Here is a 24,503-nt window from a genome sequence, read left to right as displayed (position 1 = left end):
ATTCATGCAAATTGTTTTTAGGTCATGTTTTATTGCACTTGCTCTTATTATGGCGTTTGTCTCGCGGTCTTACGCAATCGATTTGCAGCCCGGAGAGATACGCGCCCCCAAGCCCGGAATGAATATTATCCAGGCTTCGTATTTCTTGAGCGAGCGCGGAGATCTTTATGTTGACAAGGAAAAACAGCCCGGTAATCCCGAGATAGTGGCGCAGCAATTTTTGCTTCGCTATGGACGTTCGTTCGAGATTTTCGGGCACCCGGGCGTTACTTACGTACAGTCCTCGACAGGTTACGTGCACCCCGGAGGCTCACTTTCGAAGTACGAGGGCGACTCTGGCTTTGGCGATACTACTCTGGCGTTCGGTGTCTGGCCTTATGCCAATCAAGATACAAAGTCGTATGTCGCCGTTGCCGCTTACCTTACGGTGCCTACCGGAAGTTACAGCCACGAGCGGTTGTTCAATATGGGCGAGAACAGGTACCGCCCGGCGTTGCAGGTCGGTTTTCACGCGCCATTTATTGGCGGGCTTGAGTGGATGGGAGCGCTGGACGCAGTATGGTACCAGACCAACCCCGATTACGGCTCTCAGCGAAAGAATCTTGCACAGGATGCTCTCTATAGCGGACAGTTGGGGTTTATGTATAATGTCACATCAGCGTTCTCTGCTGCTGCGACGTATTTTTATTCGGCCGGCGGAGAGACTAGCCTTGACGGTGTTGGAAGGAACGACGACTTACGCCAGAACAGGTACATGCTGACCGGCATAGCAAAATTCCCGTTTGGCCGCGTTACGTTGCAATATGGCGGCGATATCACCACCAGGAACGGTTTTTTTGAAAAATACAAGCTTATTGTCCGCTACACAAAGGTTTTTTAACAATGAAGGCAGTTTGTCCGTTATGGATATTTAATGGAGAGTGGCTATGGCAAAGGATAAAAAGCTCATAAAGGCAGCGGGCGGCATTGTCGAGCGCGTGGGGAAGTCGGGTGTAGAGATTCTTCTTATTCACAGGACGCGTTACGGCAGCGAGTGGTCGCTTCCAAAGGGCAAGCTCGACAAAGGGGAGGCGTGGGAGGCCGCGGCGCTTCGCGAGGTGAAAGAGGAGACGGGCTTTGATTGCTCGATTACCGGGTTTGGCGACGTGATTTTTTATTTTGTCGACAGCGTGCCCAAGGTTGTCCTCTTCTGGAAGATGAAGATAAAAAGCGGCGAGTTCGTTCCTAACGACGAAGTGGATAAAATCGAATGGCTTGCCCCCTCGGACGCGGCAGCAAAGCTCGCGCACGAGGACGAGATTATGCTCGTGAAAAAGGCGTATTCGGTGTGATAGGGCAGGGTTGCGATAGACTGTGAGCATCAAGCAGTGGTGGCGGAGTTGTTCTGTTCAATTATATCCGGAGGTGAAGCATGGAAAAGAGATATCTGTTGCCGCTTTTGTTGGTGTTGATATTTTTCATAGGATGTTCCGGAGATAAGAATTCCGGTACGCAAGCGGTTTTGCCGATTGTCGAAGGGGAACATAATACATTTGTTGTTATTTCTGATATAGTCTATGTTCGAAAGAAACCAGATGAGGCGTGGAAATATGAAAATGCAAGTTATTCTGAATTAGAGCGGCTTTATTATGATGGTGAACCATTCCCGCGGGGCTATTATTATGGTGAAACTATCGTAGGGAAAAGATCTAAGGAACATCCGAACGTTGTGGAGATTGTGGCGGATAGCGACGGGAAGGGCGAGGGGTTTATTGTTATAGATAAGCTATGGCAAGAACCTCTGTCGGTCAAGTGTGAGGCGGTACGCCGCATAGTTGTCAAAGAAACGGAGGTGCTACGTGCTCCGGGGAAGGAGGACAGAATAATGACATTTTATCAGGGAGAGATAATCGAGGAACCACGGTGCGCCGGGCAGTTCGAGTATAACGGTGAGATGTGGACGAAGCTCGAATTTGACGATGACCACGGTAATAAACGGTACGGCTATATAAAGGCAAAAGACGCGGAGCCGATGGATAAGGCAAAGATAGACGAATCGAGCCTTGTGTTCTCGGAGGTTCCGGCATCTTCGCGCCACTTTGAAGCGGAGCTTTCCGAGAAGGAGCGAAAGCGTCTTGCCAGAGACGGTTTTTATGTCCACGCTCCTAGTCCTAAGAAAGATATCTATGCCGACGACATGGCCGATAGTTATCATGTTGGGAGCAGCGCAATTTTTCTTACGTCGGATTTATTCCTACATTCCTTTCATTTGTTATTCGACAGGATGCTTCAGGATGTCGAGGCAAAGAAAATATTCCCGGCAATGCAGGCGTTGACGCTCGGTATTTTGGCCGAGACAAAGAAAGATATCGATTCCCTCGGGCAGGGGAACGAAGATATACGAAAGGCGCTTTTACAGAACCTTGCTTTCTTTTCAGTCGCGGCAAAGTTGTTTGACCCGAAGTTCGTTCCGGACAAGGAAGTCGAGGCTGATGTAAATGCCATTACTGCGGCAATCGTTGCGGCAGATGGAAGGGCCCCGAAATTGGAGCATGAGATGACTATAGGCGCAGACGACTTTACGCAGTACAAGGTGCGAGGGCATTATCAGGAAAAATCAGTAAAGGGTAGTGGCGGCACAGTTGAAACAGATGATACGCTTGCGCGTTATTTTCGCGCCATGATGTGGTATGGAAGGCAGTCGTTTTTAGTCAGTAGCGACAGGGCCACGCTTTCCGCCATATTGATGGTAAGGGGCCTTGAAAACTCGGGGAGTCTTAAGGAGTGGGAGAGGATAGACGGCGTACTTACGAAACTTATAGGCAAAACAGATGACTGGGGGCCGCGCGACTATAGAAAGGTCAGTAAGCTGGTCTTTGGCAAGGAAGTGCCCGAGATAGCCGATATTGCAAAGGGCGGCGGGAATGCCTTAAAGAGCTTCGAACTTAAGGCGCGTGAAATTCTTAAAGGACAAAGGATAGTCAGCTCGCATGCCGGGGCTGGCAAGAAGTCGCATGGCGTAAAGCTCAAGGAGACAGAGGGTTTTAAATTCCTTGGCCAGAGGTTCATGTGGGACGCTTATATTTTCAACCGGCTTACCAGCCCGGCCATAGCAGCTGAGGGGCCTCCGAGGCCGTTGCCGTATGCTGTGGATGTTATGGCGGTGTTCGGCTCCGCTGCCGCAGGCGACCTCACTGCCGAGATGCAGAGAAAAAACAATTGGAACGGATATGAGGCAGGGTTAAAGGGGCTTAAAATAGAAATGGCAGGGGAAATAGAGAAGAAAGAGACGTTTTATGATGCGTGGATGGAAACGCTCAAGTCGCTTTTTGTGGTGACGCGCAGTAAGCAGCTTTTCGCCGTGAAGGAGCCGTGGCAGTATAAAAACCTCAACAGCGCCCTTGGCTCGTGGACAGAGGCAAAGCACGATACGATACTCTACTCCGAACAAAGTCATGCGGAGCAGGGCAGCGGCGATTCCTTTGAGATACCGTCATATATAGAGCCGTATGTCAGGGGGTATGTGGAGCCGAATATCTTATTTTTCACTACGATTGGCAAGGCCGTATCCAGGCTTAGAGAGGACCTTGGCAGTGATTTTTTGACGGAGGAGTACAGGGATAAGTTCCTGACCTTCGAGGACCTGGTTAAGGATGCCGGAGAGATTGCGAAGAAACAGGTAGAGGGTAGTCCAATTACGAAAGACGATTATATGAAGATAAATAGCATCGCCAACAGTATCGACAGGGGTTTGCTACTGCCGCGTGATTCCGGAGATATTGTAGACGATGAGTATCTTAAGATGGCGCTTATTGCCGATGTAGCAACCAGTGCGGACGGCATGGTGCGAAGCGTGGCCATAGGCGTGCCGCAATTCATGCTTGTGGTAGTCAAAGACTACTACGGCGGCACAAGGCTGACATCCGGCTATATTTATTCCTGGTATGAATTCGCCTCTAACAAGCGTTGGACTGATAAGGAATGGAAGGCCAAGGTGTATAGTGATGACCCTGAGATTAAAAAGCTGGAGCCGGAGTGGTATCGCAAGATAAGAAAGTAGAGCCGGCATTTTGGCCATGGGCTGCCGCTATAGCGTTCTTGTGCCTGATATTGTTTTGGGCACAGCCGCTCTTTGCCAGAGACCGTCACTATACGTCTTATAGCGACAGCCCCGAGACCTTTCTCAGGGCAATCGAAAGCTACAAGCGCGCGCCTCATTCCGCGTGCGCGTTTGGCGATAAGAAACCAAGGGCCGGGATACTGCCGCACCATTTTCTCGCAAGTTCGATGATGGTGGATTTTTTCGAATGTTTTGCCGCGCAGGGTTCTCCCAAGCGCATAATCCTCATAGGCCCCGACCATTACAGTAAGGGTATTTACAGCGCGTCTTTTTCTTCTTTGCCGTGGAAGACGCCTTTTGGCATGATAAGCGCCGATGCCGATGCAGTAGGCAATATGAGGCGGGCTATTTCAGTTAAGGAAGATGCCGGGGCATTTAGCGGCGAGCACTCAGTCGGAATACTGATACCTTTTGTAAAGCAATATTTTCCAGAGGCGCGGATAGTGCCAATTCTTGTACGTAACCACGTGTCGAGGCCTGACATGCTGAAACTTGCAGAACAACTCAAGCGTTACGCCAAGGACCCGGGCACAGTTATCCTTCTTAGTATGGATTTTTCACATGATAAGACGCCAAAGGAGGCTGATAAAATGGATGAACGCTCCAAGGCCGTGATACAGGGGCTCGATATCGGCAGGATAAAGGATGTTGACGCGGATAATAGGCCGGGGCTGTTCATGCTTATGAAATTTCTAAAGGACTCGGGCATAGATAGCGTTTATTTCCGTGAGCATTCGAATGCCGCCATTATAGCAGGCAGGCCGGATTTAAAGAGCGTTACCAGTTATTTTACGGTATTTTTTCTTAAGTAGCCTGCTTTTCCTCCTTTATTCGCCGCCCCTTTTCGCGCTATAATATCAGCTTATGGCAAATAATCTGAAAACAGTATGCCTTGTAAGTCTCGGGTGTCCGAAGAACCTTGTTGATTCGGAAATCATGCTTGGCATGTTAAAGGCAGCAGGGCTGGATATCGTCACTGACAGGGCGGCGGCGGACGTCATCATCGTCAACACATGCGGGTTTCTCGAAAGTGCTGCAAAGGAGTCTGTTGACGAGATACTCGGGCTTGCCGAGTATAAAGAAAAGCGCTGCAGGATGCTCATTGTCGCAGGCTGTCTTACGCAGCGCTATAAGGGCGAGCTAGAGCGTGAACTTTCGGAGGTCGACTGCTTTATCGGCACCGGAGAGTACCACAAAATCGCCGATGTCGTTAAAAACGGCCCGAAAGAGCGCGTCATGGCCGGCATCTCCACCTATGTACATGACTATTCCACGCCGCGCATTCTTTCAACCCCAAGCCACTTTGCCTATGTTAAGATAGCGGAAGGCTGCAGTAACCTCTGCTCGTACTGCACTATTCCGTCCATACGCGGCGCTTTCAGAAGCAGAACCATAGACTCGGTCGTAAGAGAGGCAGAAGACCTCGCAAAGGCAGGGGTCAAGGAAATCAATCTTATTGCCCAGGACATTACGAGCTTTGGCAGAGATTTAAAGGGCGCGGATTTACCGAAACTCGTGCGGTCACTTGCAAAGGTTGGCGGCATAGAGTGGATACGGCTGCTTTATCTCTACCCGAGCCGCATCACCGACGGACTTATAAAAGTAATACGCGATGAAGATAAGGTATGTAAGTACATAGACATGCCGGTGCAACACATCTCGACGCGCGTGCTAAAGGCCATGAACAGGAGCGGTACGAAGACCGGGATAAAGGATGTTATAAAGCGCATAAGGCGGGCGATACCGGATGTAACACTTAGGACCTCCATAATCGCCGGGTTTCCGGGCGAGACAGAGAAGGAGTTTAAAGAGCTACTCACCTTTGTCGAGGAAACGGGCTTCGAGAGGCTCGGCGTTTTTAAGTATTCCAAAGAAGATGGCACACCTGCGGCCAGGCTTTCCGGGCAGCTTACGGAAAAGGTAAAGGCCGCGAGGTTTAGGCGCCTCATGGGCTGCCAGAAAAAGATATCTCTTAAGAAAAACAAGGCCTTAATCGGTTCTACTATTAAAGTGCTTATCGAGGCCAAGGGCAGCTTCGACGGTTACTCGCTTGTTGGCAGAGCCTCCACCCAGGCCCCTGAGGTGGACGGCGTGACGTATATAAAGGAAGGAAGTGCCGCCCCCGGCGATATTGTGGAGGCCAGGGTCAAGAATGTCTCTGCCTATGACCTCATGGCCGAGATAGCATAATGGATGTGCGACACTGCGCGTTATAAAAGGTAAGGAATCAGGCGGTTTTTCATTTAAATCACCCCATAAATTATAGTCATTTTATAGTGGACATTCTTTTTTGATTCATATATAGTTAAACTGAAAATTCTTGCATAATCATGGGATTAGGTGTTATTCAGGTATAGCCAGGATAACACCTGATGGTATTTGTTTGTTTTTTGCAGGGGAGAGGATTTTCAGGGCATGTCCATATCGCGAAGATTATATGAAGCAGTCCGGGCGCATATCATAGGCCTTGGGGTAAAGGACATACTTCCCTATAGCGCCGGGCTCATAAGCATCTTAGGCGTTATATTTACCCTTCGTTTTGTCGAAAGATACCTTGATCCGCAGGTGCAGTTCCATATCGGCCTTGGTCTTGTTGTCTCGCTCTTTATAATGGGCAGGATAAAGGCCTTTCAAAAACCGCCATTAAGGCTTATCTTCATCGTCCTCGCCGGTTTTATTACGGTAAGGTATTTTGTATGGCGCACCACCGAAACCCTCATCTACACGGGCTTCTGGGACTTGATAGCCATGACAACGCTCTACATGGCAGAGGTCTATACCTTTATCATTCATATCATGGGCCTTGTGATAAACGCCTGGCCCCTTGAGCATAAGATCATTCCCATAAAAGGCGAACCCTCGAACTATCCGGTCGTGGACGTCTTTGTCCCGACATATACCGAGAGCGAGGATATAGTAAAGACCACCGTAGTCGCCGCGCTACAGATGAATTATCCAAAGGACAAGTTCAGGATACATATTTTAAATGACGGCTCGACTGTTGCGAGAAGGGCAAAGCCAGAGCTTAGCGAGGAGGCCATAAGGCGGCATATAAGCTTGAAGCGCATGGCCGAGGAGCTAGGTGTAGGGTACTTTACGAGAGAGACGAACAAATCCGCAAAGGCCGGGAACATAAACCATGCCCTTAACTACACGGACGGCGACCTGGTGCTCATCCTCGACTGCGACCACGTGCCCACGCGCGACCTTCTTCTTAATACAGTCGGCTGGTTCCAGAAGGATGAGAAACTATTTCTTGTGCAGACGCCGCACTTCTTTATCAATCCAACGCCCGTTGAGAAGAACGTTACGGCTGTTTCCAATATATCGGGCGAGAACGACATGTTCTACCGCGTCATACACCTTGGCCTTAATGCGTGGAACTCGAGCTATTTTTGCGGCTCTGCAGCGGTTCTTAGAAGAAAATATCTCATGGAGGTCGGCGGCATATCGGGCGTTTCCATAACCGAGGACGCGGAGACATCGTTTCTTCTCCACAGCCGCGGCTATAACAGCGTCTACATAAACCGCCCCATGGTCTGCGGCCTCTCTCCCGAGACCTTCGACGATTACATCATCCAGAGGACGCGCTGGGCGCAGGGCATGATGCAGCTTATGATACTCAATAACCCGCTCATAGAAAAAGGGTTGAGGATGGGGCAAAGGCTTTGCTACTTCAACTCCTGCTTTTTCTGGATATTCGGTATACCGAGGTTCATCTTCTACATAGCGCCTGCGGCCTTCCTGCTCCTCGGTTTGAAGGTCTACCATGCCGCTGTTCCGCAGATATTCGCCTTTGCCCTGCCGCATATTTTTTCGACATTCGTTGCCATGGACTTTCTCTACGGCAAGGTGCGTAAACCCTTTTTCTCCGAAATATACGAGAGCGTGCAGTCAATGTTCCTGATGCCTGCCGTGCTCTCGGTGCTGGTGAGCCCGCTAAAGCCAACTTTTAAGATAACGCCGAAGGGCAAGAAGCAGGAGTCGTCGTACCTAAACCCCATGGCCCTTACCTTTTTCGTGGTCGTTATACTAAATGTCGCCATTCTTCCGATGGCAGTGGTAAGATGGATAAATTATCCGGAATTCAGGGACGTCATAACAATAACGCTTGCGTGGTGCTTCTATAATATCTTTCTCGCCATGCTCGCGCTAGGAGCTTTCTGGGAGACAAAGCAGATAAGGCAGCATCACAGGATTATCGCCATTGGGCAGGTGGAGGTCTATTTTATCAGGGTAAAGCAGTGGGTGAAGGCGGACATCCAGGACATGTCGCTAACGGGCCTCGGGTTTGCCGGCAAGTTTCCCTTTGACGTAAAGAGAGAGGACGATATAATCATACGCGCTGCCGACAGCTACGGCGAGACCTACGAGTTCGAGGCCAGGGTGCAGAGAAATATATTCAAGGGCGGCGTTACGAACTGCGGCACGGAATATAAAACGAGCGCGGCCAATTATGTCAAGGCAGTGCGTTTTGTCTACGGCGACAGCCAGAGATGGCTCGATATATGGGAGCTGCAGACAAGACCGGTAAAAACAAGCGCGCTTATATATAGATTTTTGATAAGCGGAATCAAGGGAACGGTGCAGAGTGTCTACTATGCCAACAAGGCGATAGTGCTTTTTTCGGCAAAGGTTGCCGGCAGCGGGCTTGGAATTTTTAGAAACTACATGAGGAGGCTGGTCGAAGCATGAAAAAGATAATATTATTTATGGTTGTTGTACTGCTTTTTGCGGCATCTGTAACTACGGCGCAGGCCGAAACGGTCAAGATGCCGCTAAGTAAGTTGACTGCCGTGCAAACGCCGGATTTAAGATGCACGTCAGGGGAATTCACCATACATGTGCCTGTGCCTGACAGGTGGGATGTCAAACGCGCTACTGTTTCTGTAAGTTACGTAAGTTCCCCGGCGCTTACCCCCGATAGGTCGTATATCCTCGCGACCTTCAACGGCCGTCCTATCGGCGTTAAAAAGTTCGGCACCGTCGGGCTGCCCGGAAGGTTCGACGGCAACGTCGACCCTGCGCTCTTCGAGCCGGGCTATAATACCCTGAATATTTCCGTTGCCCAGCACTATACGCTTGAATGCGAGAGGCCGTGCTCACCGGAGCTTTGGACAAAGCTTGAGCTCGAGAAATCAACGATAGAGATAGAGTACACGCTAAAGCCCGTGCCGCTAAAGCTCTCTGAGGCGACCGAGGCCATATTCGACCCGAAGATAACACCTGCAGGCGATATCACCATAGTGATGCAGGGGCGCGATTCGGAAAGCGTCACGCTCTCGGGCATAGTGGCTTCCGGCATTGCCAAGCGCTTCGATTACAGGAAGGTGTATTTCAACGTGTCGAAGGATTTAACGGATGGTAAAGATAATATCTTCGTTGGCACCGGGGCCGAGGCCTCGGCGCTGCTTGCGAAGTACGGGCAGACGTTTCCGAAGGTGGACGGGCCGTTCATAAAGCTCATGCACATGCCGCTTAAGAGCGGGGGTGTCGATAAGACAAGGGCGCTTCTCGTATTGACCGGAAGAAATAAGGAAGACATAAAGATAGCTGCAGAGACGCTGACAAGCATGACCATAGCCTTCCCGGGCACTTCGGAACTCAAGGTCACGGGCTTCAAGATGCCAGAGATTAAGCAGTACGGCGGACGCCTCGTGCTAGACGCCGATAAGGAGTTCGATTTCAAGACACTTAACATCCCGACGACGACCTACGAGGGCTTTAACCCGCCGCCCATGGACTTTAACTTCCGTTTGCCGGCCGATTTTCTCATAAAGCAGAACCAGTACGCCGAGCTCGTGTTGAACTTTGCCTACGGCGCCGGGCTCAGGCCGGATTCGGTGCTGCTCATAATGTTAAACGGCAAGACCATACGCTCGATACACCTTAACAACACCGGCGGCGACATGATAGAGAAGTACAAGATAAACATCCCGACGTACCTCTTCAAGCCAGGCGGCAACATCATAACGTTTGCATCCATACTTTCCGTCAACGCCCAGGAGTGCGATTTGTTCCAGACGCGTAACATGTTCGTTACGGTCTTCGACAACTCGACATTCTATTTTCCGCAGATGGGGCATTTTGTCGAGCTTCCGGCGCTCGAACTCTTCATGTTAAACGGCTTCCCCATTACCAGGTGGCCAGACGGCTTCGGTTCGACCATATATCTTACGGAAAAGGACGACCAGTATATTTCGGCTGCGTATAACCTTATCGGGCTTATAAGCCAGAAGAACGGGTATCCGGCCTTCGGCGTCACGATAACCTACGAGAAGCCCGATAAATATGACGGTGAGCTTATAGTCATAGGGCACGTTGCCGGAGTGCCCGAAGAGTACAGGAAGCTTGCGCCTCTAAAGCTCACGAACCCGCTTGAGGTGCCGTATCCGGTTGTGAGGAGCTGGGAGGAAAAGAAGACCTTTGCCTACAGCACGCAGGAGGGAGGGCTTGGGCCTGACGAGGGCATGTTCATGCAGTTCGCTTCCCCGTATAAGGAGGGCAGAAGCGTGCTCTTTTTGACCGCGGCTACAGACGACGACGTCTTGAAGCTTAGTAAGGCGCTTCTCGACCCCGAGGTGCAGGGCGAGGTAAAGGGCGATCTTGTGATGGTGGAGTTCAGGGAACCGAAGTACAAGGTCACGTCGTTAAAGGTCGGCGAATCGTATACATCGGGTAAGCTTGGCAATATCGGCATGATAGATTATTATCTGTCGTCGTACCCGAAGCTCTATATAGCCGTTGTCATCGGCCTGATAATAGTTTTGGCGTTCCTGGCCTATTATCTTATGATGAGGCTTAGAAAGAGGAGGACGGTTGAGGGCGGCAAGGGCGCTTAGCATAGCGGCTGCCGCGTGCGCGGCGCTGCTTATTGCGGCTGTGCCAAATGCATCGGCAAAGGAGTCGCGCTGGGAGCGCTATAAGAACGGTTTCATAACCGTCGACGGGCGCACCATAGATTACGGACAGGGGCACATCAGCCATTCCGAAGGGCAGGGGTACGCCATGTTCCTTGCCGTTGCCAACAACGACAAGAAGACCTTCGAGACCCTGTGGAAGTGGACGCAGGACAATCTCATGGTGAGAGAGGATAACCTTTTTGCCTGGGAGTGGGGCAGGCGCGAGGACGGCACCTGGTCGGTTATCGATAAGAACAACGCAACTGATGGCGACATAATGATAGCGTACGCGCTTATCAGGGCTTCGGCAAAGTGGAAAACCCCGGAGTATCTCGATAGCGCGAAGAAGATAATAGCCGATATCAGAAAGCTCCTTGTCTACGAGCGCCACGGACGGACGTTCCTTCTGCCAAGCGTTTTCGGATTCGTGAAGGACGGTTCCGTGATGCTAAATCCCTCGTATGCCATTTTGCCGGCGTACAGGGCGTTTTCGAAGGTAGACAATAAAAAGTTCTGGGAAAAGGTTTTTAAGGACTCGCGCGTCATCATGCGCGAGATATGTTTTGGCTCCATGTGCCTGCCCGCGGATTGGGTGGAGACAAAGAACGGCAGCATGGGCGCGGCCTTCGATAGAAGCGTATTTTTCGGCGCGGACGCAGTGAGGGTCATCCTTTACGCTGCAGCTGCCGACGTTTCGGCAATGCCAGAGGGCGCGGATAAGATGCTAAGATTCTATTCCAATAACGGGTATATCCCTTTGTCCGTGGATTTGAAGAACGATTTTTTATCGCTCACACCGGCCCCGGGCGGGTATTATGCCGTATACGCCCTTGCGGCTCTTAAAAAGGGCGACGGCACGTTGTATCTTAAACTAAAGAAGGAGGCGGATAAGAAGCTGGAGGCGGAAAAGGACGATTATTATTCCCTTAGCCTGCATCTTCTTGCCGAGGCATTCGAAAAAAATGAAAAATAAACTTTTTGCCATATTCGGGATAGCGCTTTGCGCAGTGTTCTTTGCCGGAGCCGCTTTTGCGGACGAGGAATCGTCTTTGGCGAGCTATTCGTGGAAGAAATACAATTCAGGCGATTATAGCGAGGCGTACAAGGGCTTTAAGGACCTAAATGGGAAAAAGCCAGCGAACACTGAATACGCGCTCGGCCTTGCGTACTCGGCAGAGAAGCTTGGCAAGCTCGATGAGGCTTTAGAGATAGCCGAGAAGTTCGAGAACAGAAAACCCGACTTTAAGAACATAAAGCATTCCATACTTTTTACAAAGGGCAAGGCCGCCTACGACAAGAAGGATTATAAGGCCGCGGAGTCATACCTGCAAAGGCTCTACGATTCAGGCGGCGCAGACGACGGCGCAAGGGAGCTTCTCGGATGGAGCCAGTACAACCAGGACAAGCTCGATGAATCGCTGGTGCACTTCCAGGCGCTCTACGAGAGGACAAAGGCAAAACGCCTGGCCGATATAATACTCGTAATAGACGGTAGGAAAAAGGAAGCGCTCGGGAAAAAGAACGGCGTTGGCGAAGAACTTTTGAAAGAGGCCTCGGCAGGAGGGGCGGAGTCGTTCTACGCCCTTGATTTTCCGATAACCTCGGCGCAGACAAAGCCGTCGCCGACCGCATGTTATAATAACGCCGACAAGCCGTGGATCGAGCTCGGCGGTTCGCTAAGAAATAAGGAAGGCGATGAGGGAACGTCGAAACTCACGGACCAGAGGACTTCTCTGGCATTTGCCTATCCGTTTAGGACGGGAAATCTTTTGAAGTTTGGCGTTACGTTCGTTGACCTCGATTCAGGCGATGCAAAGCCGTTTACGTTCCTCGGCAGGTTTGTATACAGTGCGGCTCCTTTCAAGAGACCCTTTGAGACGAGCGTGAAAGGGTACTATCCGGAGCTGAGCTTCAAACATGAGGGAAATGTTTCTTATTCCGCCGGGGTTGGCACCACACCGTTCGGTGCCGAGCTCTCTCCTGCGCCAACGTGGTTTTTGAAGGCCGAGACAGGGTTCTGGAAGGTGGAGGCGCATGCAGAATCTGTAGAGGAATCGCTTCTGTCCTTTACAGGTATTAACGAACCGTATTTCCAGACAGAAGAATACTGGGGCAGGGTCGTAAAGACGGGCATAACCGCAGAGAGGACGTTCGTAATACCCAAGACGAGCTACTGGGTGCATGTAAACGGCGATTACCACGCATACAGGGGCGTAAATACGATAGATAACAGTTCGGCTTCGGCAGGGCTCACGCTTGGTAAAAGTATCGAGGAGTCGTGGGGCGGGGCCTCTCTCGGGCTTTTCTCTACGGCCAGCGGCTTTAAGAACAACTCGAGCGCATTCACATACGGGCACGGCGGGTATTTCAGCCCGAAGAAGTTCTTCATAGTAGGCGGTTTTTTAAGTCTCGAGACAAAGGCCTGTAAGAACGTGAAGGCAGACCTCGCGCTCTCAGTTGGCAAGATGAGCTACACGGAAGAAGATGCCAAGCGGTATCCGCTAAGCGACGCAACCCTGCCCGAGCGCATTGTTCCGCCGTTTGAGGGCGATAACGGCTCTTCAACCGGTTTTGGCGTAAACGGAGGCATCGAGGCGTTAGTGCTCGGAAACTTTATCCTCGGAGCGCGCTACGAGCTAAGTAAGGCCGCTGACTATACGGAATGGAAGGCAGGGCTTTCGTTGAAGTACAACTTCGGGAAGATGAACGCTGTAATAAGATAGGGTAATATTTTGCGATGAAAAAATGCCGGACACGTGTGTGTCCAGCATTTTCATTTTAAGGATGTTTATCTCGCTGGCGCTGCCGGGGTCTCGGGCGTTGCCGGAGAGCTTACCGAGCGGTCTATGGAGCGGCGTTCTTCGCTCGATGAGCCTTTGAATATCTTGCCGTACTGCGTTATGAATATCAGTATCAGAAGAGGTATGAGTATTATGAGCGCAACCTTTATTGCCGGAGGAAAGCGCTTTTTCGCAAGCACTTCGGCGTCGGTCTTTGGCGCCATGTCCTTCTCTATTTCCTCGGGGTTCCAGAAGGCCTTGTATACCTTGAATGGCTCGCTCTTTCCCTTTAAATTGATGGTCTTGATGTAGCGCGTGTATATCTCGCCTTTGTCCTCGAGGGAGTTGTATGTCTCCTCGGACATGTATATCTCCATCGGGGCGGAGTTGCTCTCGAACCTGGAGGCCGTGTTCACCACGTCGCCGAAGATGTCGTTTTGTTCGACTATGCAGTTTCCGGTGTGCATGCCCACGCGCATGATGATCGGGGCTTTTGGTTTATCCTTTACGTTATAGTTATCGCAGGCCTTTAGGATCGCAGCCCCGGCTCGCACCGCGTCCTGCGCTTTTTCGAAGTACGAGAGCGTGCCGTCGCCCATAGTTTTTACGAGGTGGCCGTGGTTGTCCTTTATTATAGGGAACACTATCTCGTTATGCTTTTGTATGAGGATGCGGCTAGATAGGTCGCCTTCCTTCTCCGCTATGGTAGTCGAGCCCTTTAAGTCCGTGAACATGACCGTGACGTGCTTGGTGAACTTTTCCTCGAACATCTTTTCCATGGACTGGCGCTTTGCCATGAAGGTTTCGATGTCAGAGACCTCTGCGCCGGGCGTTTGGAGAATAGTCCTTGCCGCCGTAGCGTCCCCCTTTAGAAGCCCGACGACCGTGGCCATGTCCTTTGCTCTTTTGGCCGGGCTCTTTTCCATGAGGTTTAGGATAAGCCCCTGTATGGAGTCAGGCACCTCGGGGTTAAGTTCCTTTGGCGGTTTTGGAGGGGTGTTTATATGTTGCGCGAGAATGCTCGCAAGCTCTCCTTCGAACGGCAGCTTTCCGGTAACCATGCGGTAGAGAACTACGCCGAAGGCGTAGATGTCGGATTTTTCGTCTGCAGGCTGCCCGGAGGCCTGTTCCGGGCTCATGAAGCTCGGGGTGCCAAGTATCGTTCCGGCCATCGTATGGTGCGCGCTTTCGATAAGCTTTGCAAGGCCAAAGTCCATTATCTTTGGCACTCCGCTTTCGGTAAGGAGCACGTTTGCGGGCTTGAAATCCCTGTGTATTATCCCAAGAGAATGCGCGTAGGAAAGCGCCTGGGCAAGCTGTGTGCCGAGTGCTACGGTCTCTTCCATGGAGAGCCTGGATTTTCTTTTGAAGTACTCGGAAAGGTCCTCGCCCTTTACGAACTCCATTACTATCCAGACCTTATCTCCGTCCTCGACAAAGTCGTAGACCTGCACGATGCCGGGGTGCGTCATCCTGGCAAGGACCTTTGCCTCGAGCCTGAAGCGGTCCATCAGGTCTGAATTTTGCGCGAGGTTCGAGTGCAGCTCTTTTATGGCCACGTCACGCTCGAGCACCCGGTCATGGGCCAGGTATACAACTCCCATGGCGCCTTTGCCAAGGGTCTTTTTTATCGTGTAGCGGCTAGATGAGCCTGCCCTTGCCGGAGCCTGGCCGCCTACCATGGTTGAGTCGGGCGAGGCGCTGCCCACCATTGTTGAGTCGGCCTTTTTGTCGTCACGAGTATTGCTCATTCTGATAAGCCTCCGCGCATGATATATTTATTTTGTAATTCGGGTCTCTCCTCTGGCAGGCTTTTCCAGTCGGCGGGGGTCTTGAGACCCGGTGAAACACAAGCAATTCTGTTTACATTTATATTATATAATATACTGCCGCGTCAATAAAAATAAAACATATGGGGCTGTTTTGTGGGATATTGACAAATTATCGTTTGTAAAGGATAATAAGCTGGTTGCCCGCTGCTTTTTGCGAATATTCCATCCTTTAGGAGGGATTGACGTGACCGACAATCAGAATGAAAATCAGCAAGATGATGTTTCGGAGATTTCCCCTGAACCTGCCGGCGAACCTTCGGGAGGCGCGGTCAAGCAGGCGGCATGGAAGGTGAAATTAAATCAGTTTGTTGTCTGGTTTAATGACATCCCGAATAATCCCAGGCGGCGTAACACGGTGATTGCCGGCGTGCTTGCTGCCGTTGCTCTGATACTTGTATTAAGCCTGATATTCGGCACAGCCAAAAAGCCGCCGACATTTGCAACCCTTACTGGCACGCCGCCGGAACTTACCACCATTGACCCCGAGGACGGAAGTAAGAGGGTAGATTCGCTCGTCCTTCATTTCTCGGCTTCGGTTGCGCCGCTCGATGCCATCGGAAAGGTCGTTACCTCCGGCATTACGATAGAGCCGGATATAAAAGGCCAGTGGAGATGGACTTTGGAGGATGCCCTCGAGTTCAGGCCTGCCGATGATTGGGGGGTCGGCACTTCCTACACAGTCAAGCTCGATAAAAAGATGTTTCCAGAGCACGTGGGGCTAGATAAGTATAAGTACAGCTTTAGCTCCGCGCCGTTCGTTATCTCATGGGAAAATGTCGAGTTCTACCAGGACCCGGTCGACCCGAAAAACAAGCTCGTCACAGCTACTGTTGAGTTCACGCACCCAGTCGATAAAAAGGCCTTTGAAGATAATATCGAGCTTACTCTTTATGAAGTCAAATCCGGAAAAGAATATAAGGCTGCAGACGATGTTCCGTTTACCGTAAGCTACAACCCGTATAACACCGTGGCCTATATAGTCACCGGCAAGATAGAGATGCCGATGCTCGACAGGTATTTAAACATATCGATAGATTCGGGCACCAAGGCCGCGGCCGGCGGGCCTTCCTTCAATCAGGATCTCGAGAACAGGGCGAACATCCCGGGCATGTACACCTTTTTCAAGGTCGGCGGGGCACAGACGGCTATTGTAAGAAATGACAAGTACGAGCCAGAGCACGTCGTGGTGATGGACTTTACAAACGGCGTTCTCGAAACAGAGCTGCAAAAGAGCCTGACCGCGTATCTTCTTCCAGACGACAGGCCTCCCGTGCCCGGTGTTGCCAATTCCGGAAGGAAGAACCACTACTGGTCCGATGCGGCAGAGGTAGGGCCAGAAATACTCGCGCTTTCGACCCCGGTGAAGCTCGATGCCATACCGACCGAGTTGGAATACTCCGGCATGCACAGCTTTAAGGTGGATGTGCCGGTTGGCAAATACCTCTATATAAAGATAGCCAAGGGGCTAAAATCCTACGGCGGCTACGTGCTCTACGAGGACTTCGCGCGCATAGTGCGCGTGCCGCATTTCCCGCAGGAACTCGATATCATGCAGGGCGGCGCGCTCCTTAGCCTTAGCGGCGAGCAGAAGCTACCGCTCGTTGCCAGAGGCATCGAGGCCGTTAAGGTTAATATCGGCCAGGTCATAGAGAGCGACGTGAACCACCTTATTACCCAGACCGAAGGTTCGTTTACCAATCCGTACTTCGAGAACTCCTATTCCTTTAACGAAGATAACATTACAGAAAGGTATTCCGAGATAATTACGCTAAAGAAGCTGCCGCCGCAAAAAACACAGTACTTCTCCTTCGATTTCTCGAAGTACCTTGCCAAGGCGGGCAGAAAGGGCATATTCTTCTTCGAGGTCTTAGGCTGGAACCCTTCCGGCAATTACACAACAGGGCCAAGCGCCAAGCGCATGATACTTGTGACCGATCTTGGAATCGTAGAGAAGAAGAACAGCGACAAGACAAGTGATGTGTTCGTTGTTTCCGTGCACGGCGGCCACGCCGTCGAAGGCGCAGAGGTAAGTGTGCTCGGGAAAAACGGCATGCCCGTTGCGACGAAGTACACGAGCGGCGGCGGCAGCGTGTCGTTTGCGAACCTTACGGGCCTTGAGCGGGAAAAGACACCGACCGTATATGTCGTGAAAAAAGGCGGAGACCTGTCGTTCCTGCCTTATGAAAAATACGACAGGAAGGTAAATTACTCGCGCTTCGATGTCGGAGGCGTGTACTCGTACGGCAGAGGCGATACGCTAAACGCGTATCTCTTCTCCGACCGCGGCATCTACAGGCCGGGCGATAAGTTTAACATAGGGCTCATAGTAAAGGCCAATGACTGGGATAAGGGCGTTGGCGGCGTGCCGCTCGAGGCAACGGTCACCGACCCGAGAGGGCTTGTTGTTAAAAGGGAAAAGTTCACGCTCCCGGCAAGCGGCTTTGACGAGATAAGCTATAAGACCGGCGAGAACTCGCCTACTGGCAACTACGAGGTACGCGTCTATATCATAAAGGACGGCTACCGCTCGAGCCTTCTTGGCTCCACCTCGGTAAAGGTCGAGGAGTTCATCCCGGATCGCATGAACATACAGACCAGGTTCTCGAAGGACGCTCTCGGCGGCTGGGTATCGCCAGAAGGGATAAAGGGCATTGTTACGGTAAAGAACCTCTACGGCACCCCGGCTGCCGGGCGCGACGTGGAGGCAGAGGTAGAGCTTCATCCCGAGGCCGTGTCGTTTAGAGGGTATAAGGATTACCGTTTCTTCGACCCGCTCTATGAACAGCTCAAGACCAAGGGCAGCTACACAGACCGCCTGGATGCGAAGAAAACCACCGATGACGGCACAGTCGAATTCGACGTGGATCTATCGAAGTATGCAAAGGCAACGTACGTTCTTAACTTCACGGCAGAGGCCTTTGAGCCCGAGGGCGGCAGAAGTGTCGTGTCGTCGAACATGATAATGGTATCGCCGCTTGAGGCGGTCGTTGGCTATAAGGCCGACGGAGCGCTTAACTTTATAAACAAGAATAGCGATAGAAGCGTCGACTTCATAGCCGTTAACAAGGAACTCAAGAAGGTAGAGCTCTCGGGCCTGAAGGCCAGGCTTATGGAAGGCCGCTACGTGTCGTCCCTTGTAAAGGAGGCAAACGGCCTCTATAAGTACAAGTCGGTTTTCAAGGAATCGTTTGTGAGCGATGGCGCGCTCAAGATTGATTCAAAGGGCACGGCGTACAAGCTTCAGACCTCGAAGCCGGGGAACTTCTCTGTTGTGATAGAGGATGCCTCGGGCACAGAGTTAAACAAGGTGAGGTACACGGTCGTCGGCTCTGCCAATGTCTCGCAGGACATAGAAAAGAATGCGGAGCTCGAGATAACGTTAAATAAAAAGGACTACTCACCGGGCGAGGAGATCCTTGTTTCCGTGAAAGCGCCCTACACAGGCACAGGCCTCATAACGATTGAGAGGGACAAGGTCTATGCGCACAGGTGGTTCAAGACCTCTACCACGAGCTCTGTTGTGAGCATTCCGGCGCCTTCGGGGCTCGAGGGTAACGGGTACGTGAACGTGACCTTCGTGAGGTCCATAAACTCGGACGAAGTATTCATGAGCCCGCTTAGCTACGGCATCGCGCCGTTTACGCTTAGCAGGGATAAGCGCAACATCAAGGTCGAGCTCGATGCCCCGGAAGTGGCGCGTCCGGGAGAGCCATTTAAGATAAAGTACAAGAGCAAGGTCCCGGGAAAGGTCGTGGTGTTCGCGGTCGACGAGGGCATACTTCAGGTGGCTAAGTACCGTACCCCGGACCCGCTATCTCATTACTTCGAGAAGCGCGCCCTCGAGGTCTCTACCGCGCAGATACTGGACCTTCTGCTTCCGGAGTTCAACACCGTCATGGCCGTAAGCGCCGCCGGCGGCGACGAAGATTATGAAATGAAAAAGGAAGCTCTCGGGAAAAACCTTAACCCCTTCAGGCGTAAACGCGAGCTTCCGGTAGCATACTGGTCGGGCATAAAGGACGTGGGCCCGGGCGAAAAGGAGCTTACCTACGACATGCCCTCTTATTTTAACGGCACGCTAAGAGTCATGGCCGTTGCTGTATCCAGGGACGCCGTAGGCGCTACCGAGAAAAAATCCACGGTAAGAGGGCACTTTGTCATACAGCCAAACGTCCCGTCCTTTGTAGCTCCGGGGGATGAGTTTATAGTGAGCGTCTCGGTTGCCAATAACGCCGAGGGCTCGGGTAAGGACGCGGAGATAACGCTTAGCGCCGCTCCATCCGAGCACCTTGAGATGCTAGACGGCGCCGAGCGTAAGATAAAGATAAGCGAGGGCCGCGACGCAAGCGTGAGCTTCAAGGTTAGAGGCAGGACCGCTCTCGGGGCCGCATCGATAGAGTTCAAGGCCTCGTACAAGGACAAGAAGACGCGCTATGTTTCGACGACGAGCGTGAGGCCGCCGGTGCCCTACATGGTCACGCTAAATACGGGTTACTTCAAGGACAAGACCAAGGACGTGCCGGTTGGCAGGCCGATGTATAAGGAGTTTAGGACCACCGATGCTTCGGCATCGGTGCTTCCGCTTGGCATATCAAGAGGGCTTATCGGCTATCTTAATAAATTCCCGTACGGCTGCACCGAGCAGGTGGTAAGCAAGGCATTCCCTGCCGTTGTGCTGATGGGAAGGGCCGAGTTCGGCTACGCCCCCGGAGACGTGGAGACGAGCCTTTCCGAGGCAATCTGGATACTCAGGTCCAGGCAAAACCAGGAGGGCGCGTTTGGCTACTGGGCGGCCAACAGCTTTACCGCGCCGCACATGTCGGTATACGCAATGCACTTCCTCCTTGAGGCAAAGGAGAAGGGCTACCCCGTGCCGCAGGATCTAATCGACAACGGACTTAATTACCTGAGGAACATGATGGACGACGACCTCGGGCACATGGGGTACGCGAGAAACATGGCGTACGCGCTCTATGTGCTCACCAGAAGCGGCGTTGTCTCGACGAATTACTTAAATAACTTCGTAAAGGAACTGGATTCGAGGTTCGGCAAAGAGTGGAAGTCGGATGCGATAGCCCTTTACGTTGCCGCGACATACAAGCTTCTTAAGCAGGATTCGCAGGCAAAGGCCCTTATAAAAGGATACGACCCCGGTAAGCGCTACTCTTCGGACTATGCATTGAACAGTTTTACGGATTCGCTCCTCATGGATTCCCTATATCTTTATATCGTGTCGCGCCATTTCTACGAAAAGGCCGAGGACATAAAGCCGGAGCATCTTATGAGGATAGTGGATTCGATTGTGGGAGGCAACTATAACACCTTCACTTCTTCGAACGCAATTCTAGCGCTCGATGCTTACGCCGCCGTGGCAGGTTCGAAGACCGCGGTAAAGATATCCATTGGCGAGATAGGCGCGGATTCGGCCTTAAAGCCGCTTGTGGTTCCGGAAGGCCTCTTCCCGGTCGTGAAGTTCTCGGATAAGGCAAAGAAGATACGCTTTGGCGCCGATGGAGAGTTCTATCTCTTCTACCAGACGACCGAGGCAGGGTTCGATTCCGCGATGCCGGCCTCCGAGATAAAGGAATCGCTCGAGGTGCAGCGCGAGTACAGGGATGAGAGCGGCAAGGTGGTGGATGCAACGACACTTGGCGGCGAGATAGAGGTGCGCCTGAAAATACGCGCCGTCGGGGCAAAGACGATCCCGAATGCCGCGATAGTCGATCTCCTGCCAGGAGGGTTCGAGCCCGTGCTGAATTCCAAGAAGGGCGGCTTTAATGCCGAGTACGTCGATATGCGTGAAGACAGGGTGGTGTTCTTTGGCACGGTGACGGACTCTGTAAGCGAGTTCATCTATAAGATAAAGGCGACCAACAAGGGCACGTATGCCGTTCCTCCGGCCTTTGGCGAGTCCATGTATGATAAGAAAATCAAGGCAAGGTCTCTTGGCGCGAAGATAACCGTAACCGACAGGTAGTTTTATCGTGGATTTGAAGAAACTTCGAAGCAGGGTTCTAAAGGCCGCCGCTATAACGTTAGCGGCGGCTGTTTTGTTTTACGTGTTCATGCCGCGCCCGGACCTTCTTGGCGGCGTTGGCCTCTCTCGCGCAGTGTATGACAGAAACGGCAGCCTCCTTAGGCTTACGCTCTCACCAGATGATAAGTACCGTCTTTTCGTTCCGCTCTCCGAGATATCGCCTTATTTGAAAGAGGCCACACTTCTCTACGAAGACAGGTATTTTTACTGGCACCCGGGGATTAACCCTGTTTCTCTTATAAGGGGCGCGTGGCAGACCTATCTCGTCAAATCCAGGCGCATCGGCGCTTCGACTGTAACGATGCAGCTTGCGAGGGTTCGTTACTCAATCGATTCAAGGACCATCGGTGGAAAGCTACTTCAGATATTCAGGGCCGTACAGATAGAGCGTTATTACTCGAAGGATGAAATACTCGAGGCGTATTTGAACCTTGTCCCTTACGGCAGGAACGTCGAAGGCGCCGGAGCGGCAAGCGAGGTGTACTTTAAAAAGAACGCATCGAAGCTTACCGTGCATGAGGCACTCACACTTGCCATAATACCGCAAAACCCGGCTGCGAGGACGCCGTTTGAGGATACGGATTTATCCAACGCAGAGCTCATAGAGGCAAGGACCGCGCTCTTCGAGAGATGGATAAAGGCGCACCCGGAGGACAAAGACAAGGAAGGCACGTTAAAGCTGCCGATGACCGTAAGTGAGCCTTCTGAGCTGCCTTTTCTTGCCCCGCACTTCGTGGACTTTGTGCTAAGAAAGAAAAAAGGCGAGCGTCTTGTTACCTCGCTCGATTTGGGGCTGGAAAAACTTCTCGACAGAAGGCTCAAGGCATATATCGAGAAAAAACGGCGTATCGGCATTTATAATGCGAGCGCAATGCTCGTTGATTTCCGCACCATGGAGGTTGTTGCTTCCGTGGGCTCGGCGGACTTCTTCAACGACGCAATAGAAGGGCAGGTAAACGGCACTGTTTCTTACCGCTCGCCTGGTTCTGCGCTAAAGCCCTTTGTCTACGCCCTTGGCATAGACGAGGGGCTCATACACCCTATGACCATGTTAAAGGATGCCCCGCTTGGTTTTCACGCCTATAACCCCGAGAACTTCGACGGCGAGTTTTCAGGCCCCATAAGCGCTGCCGAGGCTCTTATAAAAAGCAGGAACGTTCCTGCCGTGGACGTGGCCAACAGGCTCTCCGAGCACAGGCTCTATAATCTTATAAAGGACTCAGGTGTAGGAAGGCTAAGAGAGGAGAACTTCTACGGCCTGGCGCTTGTGCTTGGCGGGATAGAGGTGACGATGGAGGACCTTGTCCGCATGTACGCGATGCTCGCAAACGAAGGCGAGCTAAGGGAGCTTAAAGTGATAGCCGGCGTCAGGGACGCGGCAGGCGAAAAAAAGAAGCTCCTTAGCCCCGAGGCCGCGTACCTGACGCTCGATATGCTTAAGGACGCTCCGAGGCCCGATAAGAGCGATTTTGCGGCAAAGCTTGCCGAGGACAGTCCTCCTGTTTACTGGAAGACCGGCACATCGTACGCGTTCAGGGATGCGTGGAGTGTTGGAGTGTTCGGGCCCTATGTGCTCGCGGTATGGGTCGGGAACTTTGGCGGCGAGGGCAACCCGGCCTTCATAGGCAGGACAGCAGCCGCGCCGCTTATGTTCGATATCATAGATTCGCTAAAGGCCGAGGAAAACGGCGTTGCCGCCGTGTACAGGAGGATACCGGAAGGGCTATCGAAGGTGCACGTGTGCACGGTGTCCGGGCAGATACCGTCGAAGAGCTGCCCGAGGACTAGTGTGACGTGGTTTGTGCCGGGGGTATCGCCGATAAAGGCCTGCGAGGTGCACAGAGAGGTTGCCATAGACAAGAAAACAGGGCTTCGGGCCTGCAATGTGGACGAAAAAACAACGCGTAAAGAGGTCTACGAATTCTGGCCATCCGATTTGCAAAAGATATTTAGGCAGGCCGGGCTCCCAAGGCGCACTGCGCCGCCCTATATGCCGGGATGCTCGCTCGACATCAAGGCGTCTTCCGGGCTTCCTCCGAAGATAACATCTCCTGCAAGGGGCGTTGTGTATAATATCAGGGCGGCAAAGGATAAGTCCGAAGTCATAGCGCTTAGCGCTGTGACCGATGCCGACTCGTCCACGGTGTTCTGGTTCGTAAACGAAAAGTATCTTGGAAATTCGCCAAAGGACAAGCCCTTTGAATGGAACGCATCTCCAGGTAAATACATAATACGGGCGGTTGACGACCAGGGCAGGGCCGATACTACAGAGGTACGCGTTGAGATGGTAAGATAACTGCAACCGTTTTATTACAGTGCGCCACATATGGCAATGGCTGCTTGACAGGACAATCCTGCCTGATATTATATAAACTTGGGATTGGCGAAGTATTTAATTGGCGGTTTGGTTGGATTTTATGATAACCGGGACATCGAAGGACATAATAGTTCTCGAAGAGGGCGGGCTGTTCAGGGACAGGCTCGGCGCCATGCTGACCGAGGCCGGGCACTCGGTAGTCCTTGCGCATGATTGCGCTGCGCTAATGGATAAGTTTGCAAGTGGCGTAAGATTTGCCGCTTTGGTGATGGACATTGATATGCCCGGAGCCGATTCCTTTAGCGTACTTGAATGGCTGCGCGAGACCGATACCAGGTGTCCTGTGCTCTTTGTAACCGATACCGGCGGCAGCGAGGACGTATCAAGCGAGGACGAGGCGGTGTTTTACGCGCCTTGCATCATATCCAAGAACCAGCCGCATGCCGCGATAATGTCGGCCATAAACAGGCACCTATTCCCGGACATGCCGTCCAAGCGCGCAAAGGACAGGGTTTACGGCGCCATCCCGGCATGTC

General features: G+C 52.1%; 13 protein-coding genes. 12 read left to right on the top strand and 1 reads right to left on the bottom strand.

Features of this window, described 5'->3' with window-relative positions; genetic code table 11:
- Positions 1–49 precede the first annotated feature (49 nt).
- The 9 genes from OEV59_04145 to OEV59_04105 all read left to right on the top strand — a co-directional run bounded on the left by OEV59_04145 (position 50) and on the right by OEV59_04105 (position 13,724).
- Entirely contained in the window at positions 50–880 is an 831-nt protein-coding gene (locus OEV59_04145; GenBank protein ID MDH4226932.1) for a transporter, read from the top strand.
- Positions 881–926: 46 nt separating this feature from the next.
- On the top strand, positions 927–1,331 hold the full coding sequence (locus OEV59_04140; GenBank protein MDH4226931.1) for an NUDIX hydrolase: 405 nt from the start codon (positions 927–929) through the stop codon (positions 1,329–1,331).
- A gap of 533 nt (positions 1,332–1,864) precedes the next feature.
- Positions 1,865–4,039 (top strand): DUF3160 domain-containing protein, encoded by a 2,175-nt coding sequence (locus tag OEV59_04135; protein MDH4226930.1) that lies wholly within the window; start codon positions 1,865–1,867, stop codon positions 4,037–4,039.
- A 50-nt stretch (positions 4,040–4,089) separates the two neighbouring features.
- On the top strand, positions 4,090–4,911 hold the full coding sequence (amrB, locus tag OEV59_04130) for an AmmeMemoRadiSam system protein B (GenBank protein ID MDH4226929.1): 822 nt from the start codon (positions 4,090–4,092) through the stop codon (positions 4,909–4,911).
- A gap of 52 nt (positions 4,912–4,963) precedes the next feature.
- Entirely contained in the window at positions 4,964–6,289 is a 1,326-nt protein-coding gene (gene rimO, locus OEV59_04125) for a 30S ribosomal protein S12 methylthiotransferase RimO (protein ID MDH4226928.1), read from the top strand.
- A gap of 225 nt (positions 6,290–6,514) precedes the next feature.
- On the top strand, positions 6,515–8,794 hold the full coding sequence (gene bcsA / locus OEV59_04120) for a UDP-forming cellulose synthase catalytic subunit (GenBank protein MDH4226927.1): 2,280 nt from the start codon (positions 6,515–6,517) through the stop codon (positions 8,792–8,794).
- Positions 8,791–10,941 carry a cellulose biosynthesis cyclic di-GMP-binding regulatory protein BcsB gene (locus tag OEV59_04115; GenBank protein ID MDH4226926.1) on the top strand — a complete coding sequence of 717 codons (2,151 nt, stop codon included), beginning with the start codon at positions 8,791–8,793 and terminating at the stop codon, positions 10,939–10,941. Before bcsA ends, OEV59_04115 begins: the two co-directional genes overlap by 4 nt.
- Positions 10,919–11,974 carry a glycosyl hydrolase family 8 gene (locus tag OEV59_04110; protein ID MDH4226925.1) on the top strand — a complete coding sequence of 352 codons (1,056 nt, stop codon included), beginning with the start codon at positions 10,919–10,921 and terminating at the stop codon, positions 11,972–11,974. The genes OEV59_04115 and OEV59_04110 overlap by 23 nt, the downstream gene beginning before the upstream one ends.
- Positions 11,964–13,724 carry a cellulose synthase subunit BcsC-related outer membrane protein gene (locus OEV59_04105; GenBank protein MDH4226924.1) on the top strand — a complete coding sequence of 587 codons (1,761 nt, stop codon included), beginning with the start codon at positions 11,964–11,966 and terminating at the stop codon, positions 13,722–13,724. Before OEV59_04110 ends, OEV59_04105 begins: the two co-directional genes overlap by 11 nt.
- A 65-nt stretch (positions 13,725–13,789) precedes the next feature.
- Here OEV59_04105 and OEV59_04100 read toward each other — a convergent pair whose 3' ends face one another.
- The gene (locus OEV59_04100; protein ID MDH4226923.1) at positions 13,790–15,532 is read right to left on the bottom strand and encodes a protein kinase; all 1,743 of its coding nucleotides are present in this window, start codon (positions 15,530–15,532) and stop codon (positions 13,790–13,792) included.
- A 265-nt stretch (positions 15,533–15,797) separates the two neighbouring features.
- On the opposite strand from OEV59_04100, the gene OEV59_04095 reads away from it, so the two are divergent.
- From OEV59_04095 to OEV59_04085, 3 genes are all read left to right on the top strand, one after another.
- On the top strand, positions 15,798–21,590 hold the full coding sequence (locus OEV59_04095) for an MG2 domain-containing protein (protein MDH4226922.1): 5,793 nt from the start codon (positions 15,798–15,800) through the stop codon (positions 21,588–21,590).
- A gap of 7 nt (positions 21,591–21,597) precedes the next feature.
- Positions 21,598–23,946, top strand: coding sequence for a penicillin-binding protein 1C (gene pbpC / locus OEV59_04090; GenBank protein ID MDH4226921.1), 2,349 nt, complete (start codon positions 21,598–21,600; stop codon positions 23,944–23,946).
- Between the two features lie 121 nt (positions 23,947–24,067).
- Positions 24,068–24,503 (top strand): response regulator (locus tag OEV59_04085; GenBank protein ID MDH4226920.1); only part of this gene is annotated, 436 nt, incomplete at its 3' end.

This window comes from Deltaproteobacteria bacterium (assembly GCA_029858205.1).
GTDB lineage: Bacteria > Desulfobacterota > GWC2-55-46 > GWC2-55-46 > DRQE01 > JAOUFM01.
Note: the sequence above shows the minus strand (reverse complement) of the source record. Positions and strands in the feature narration are given on the sequence as shown.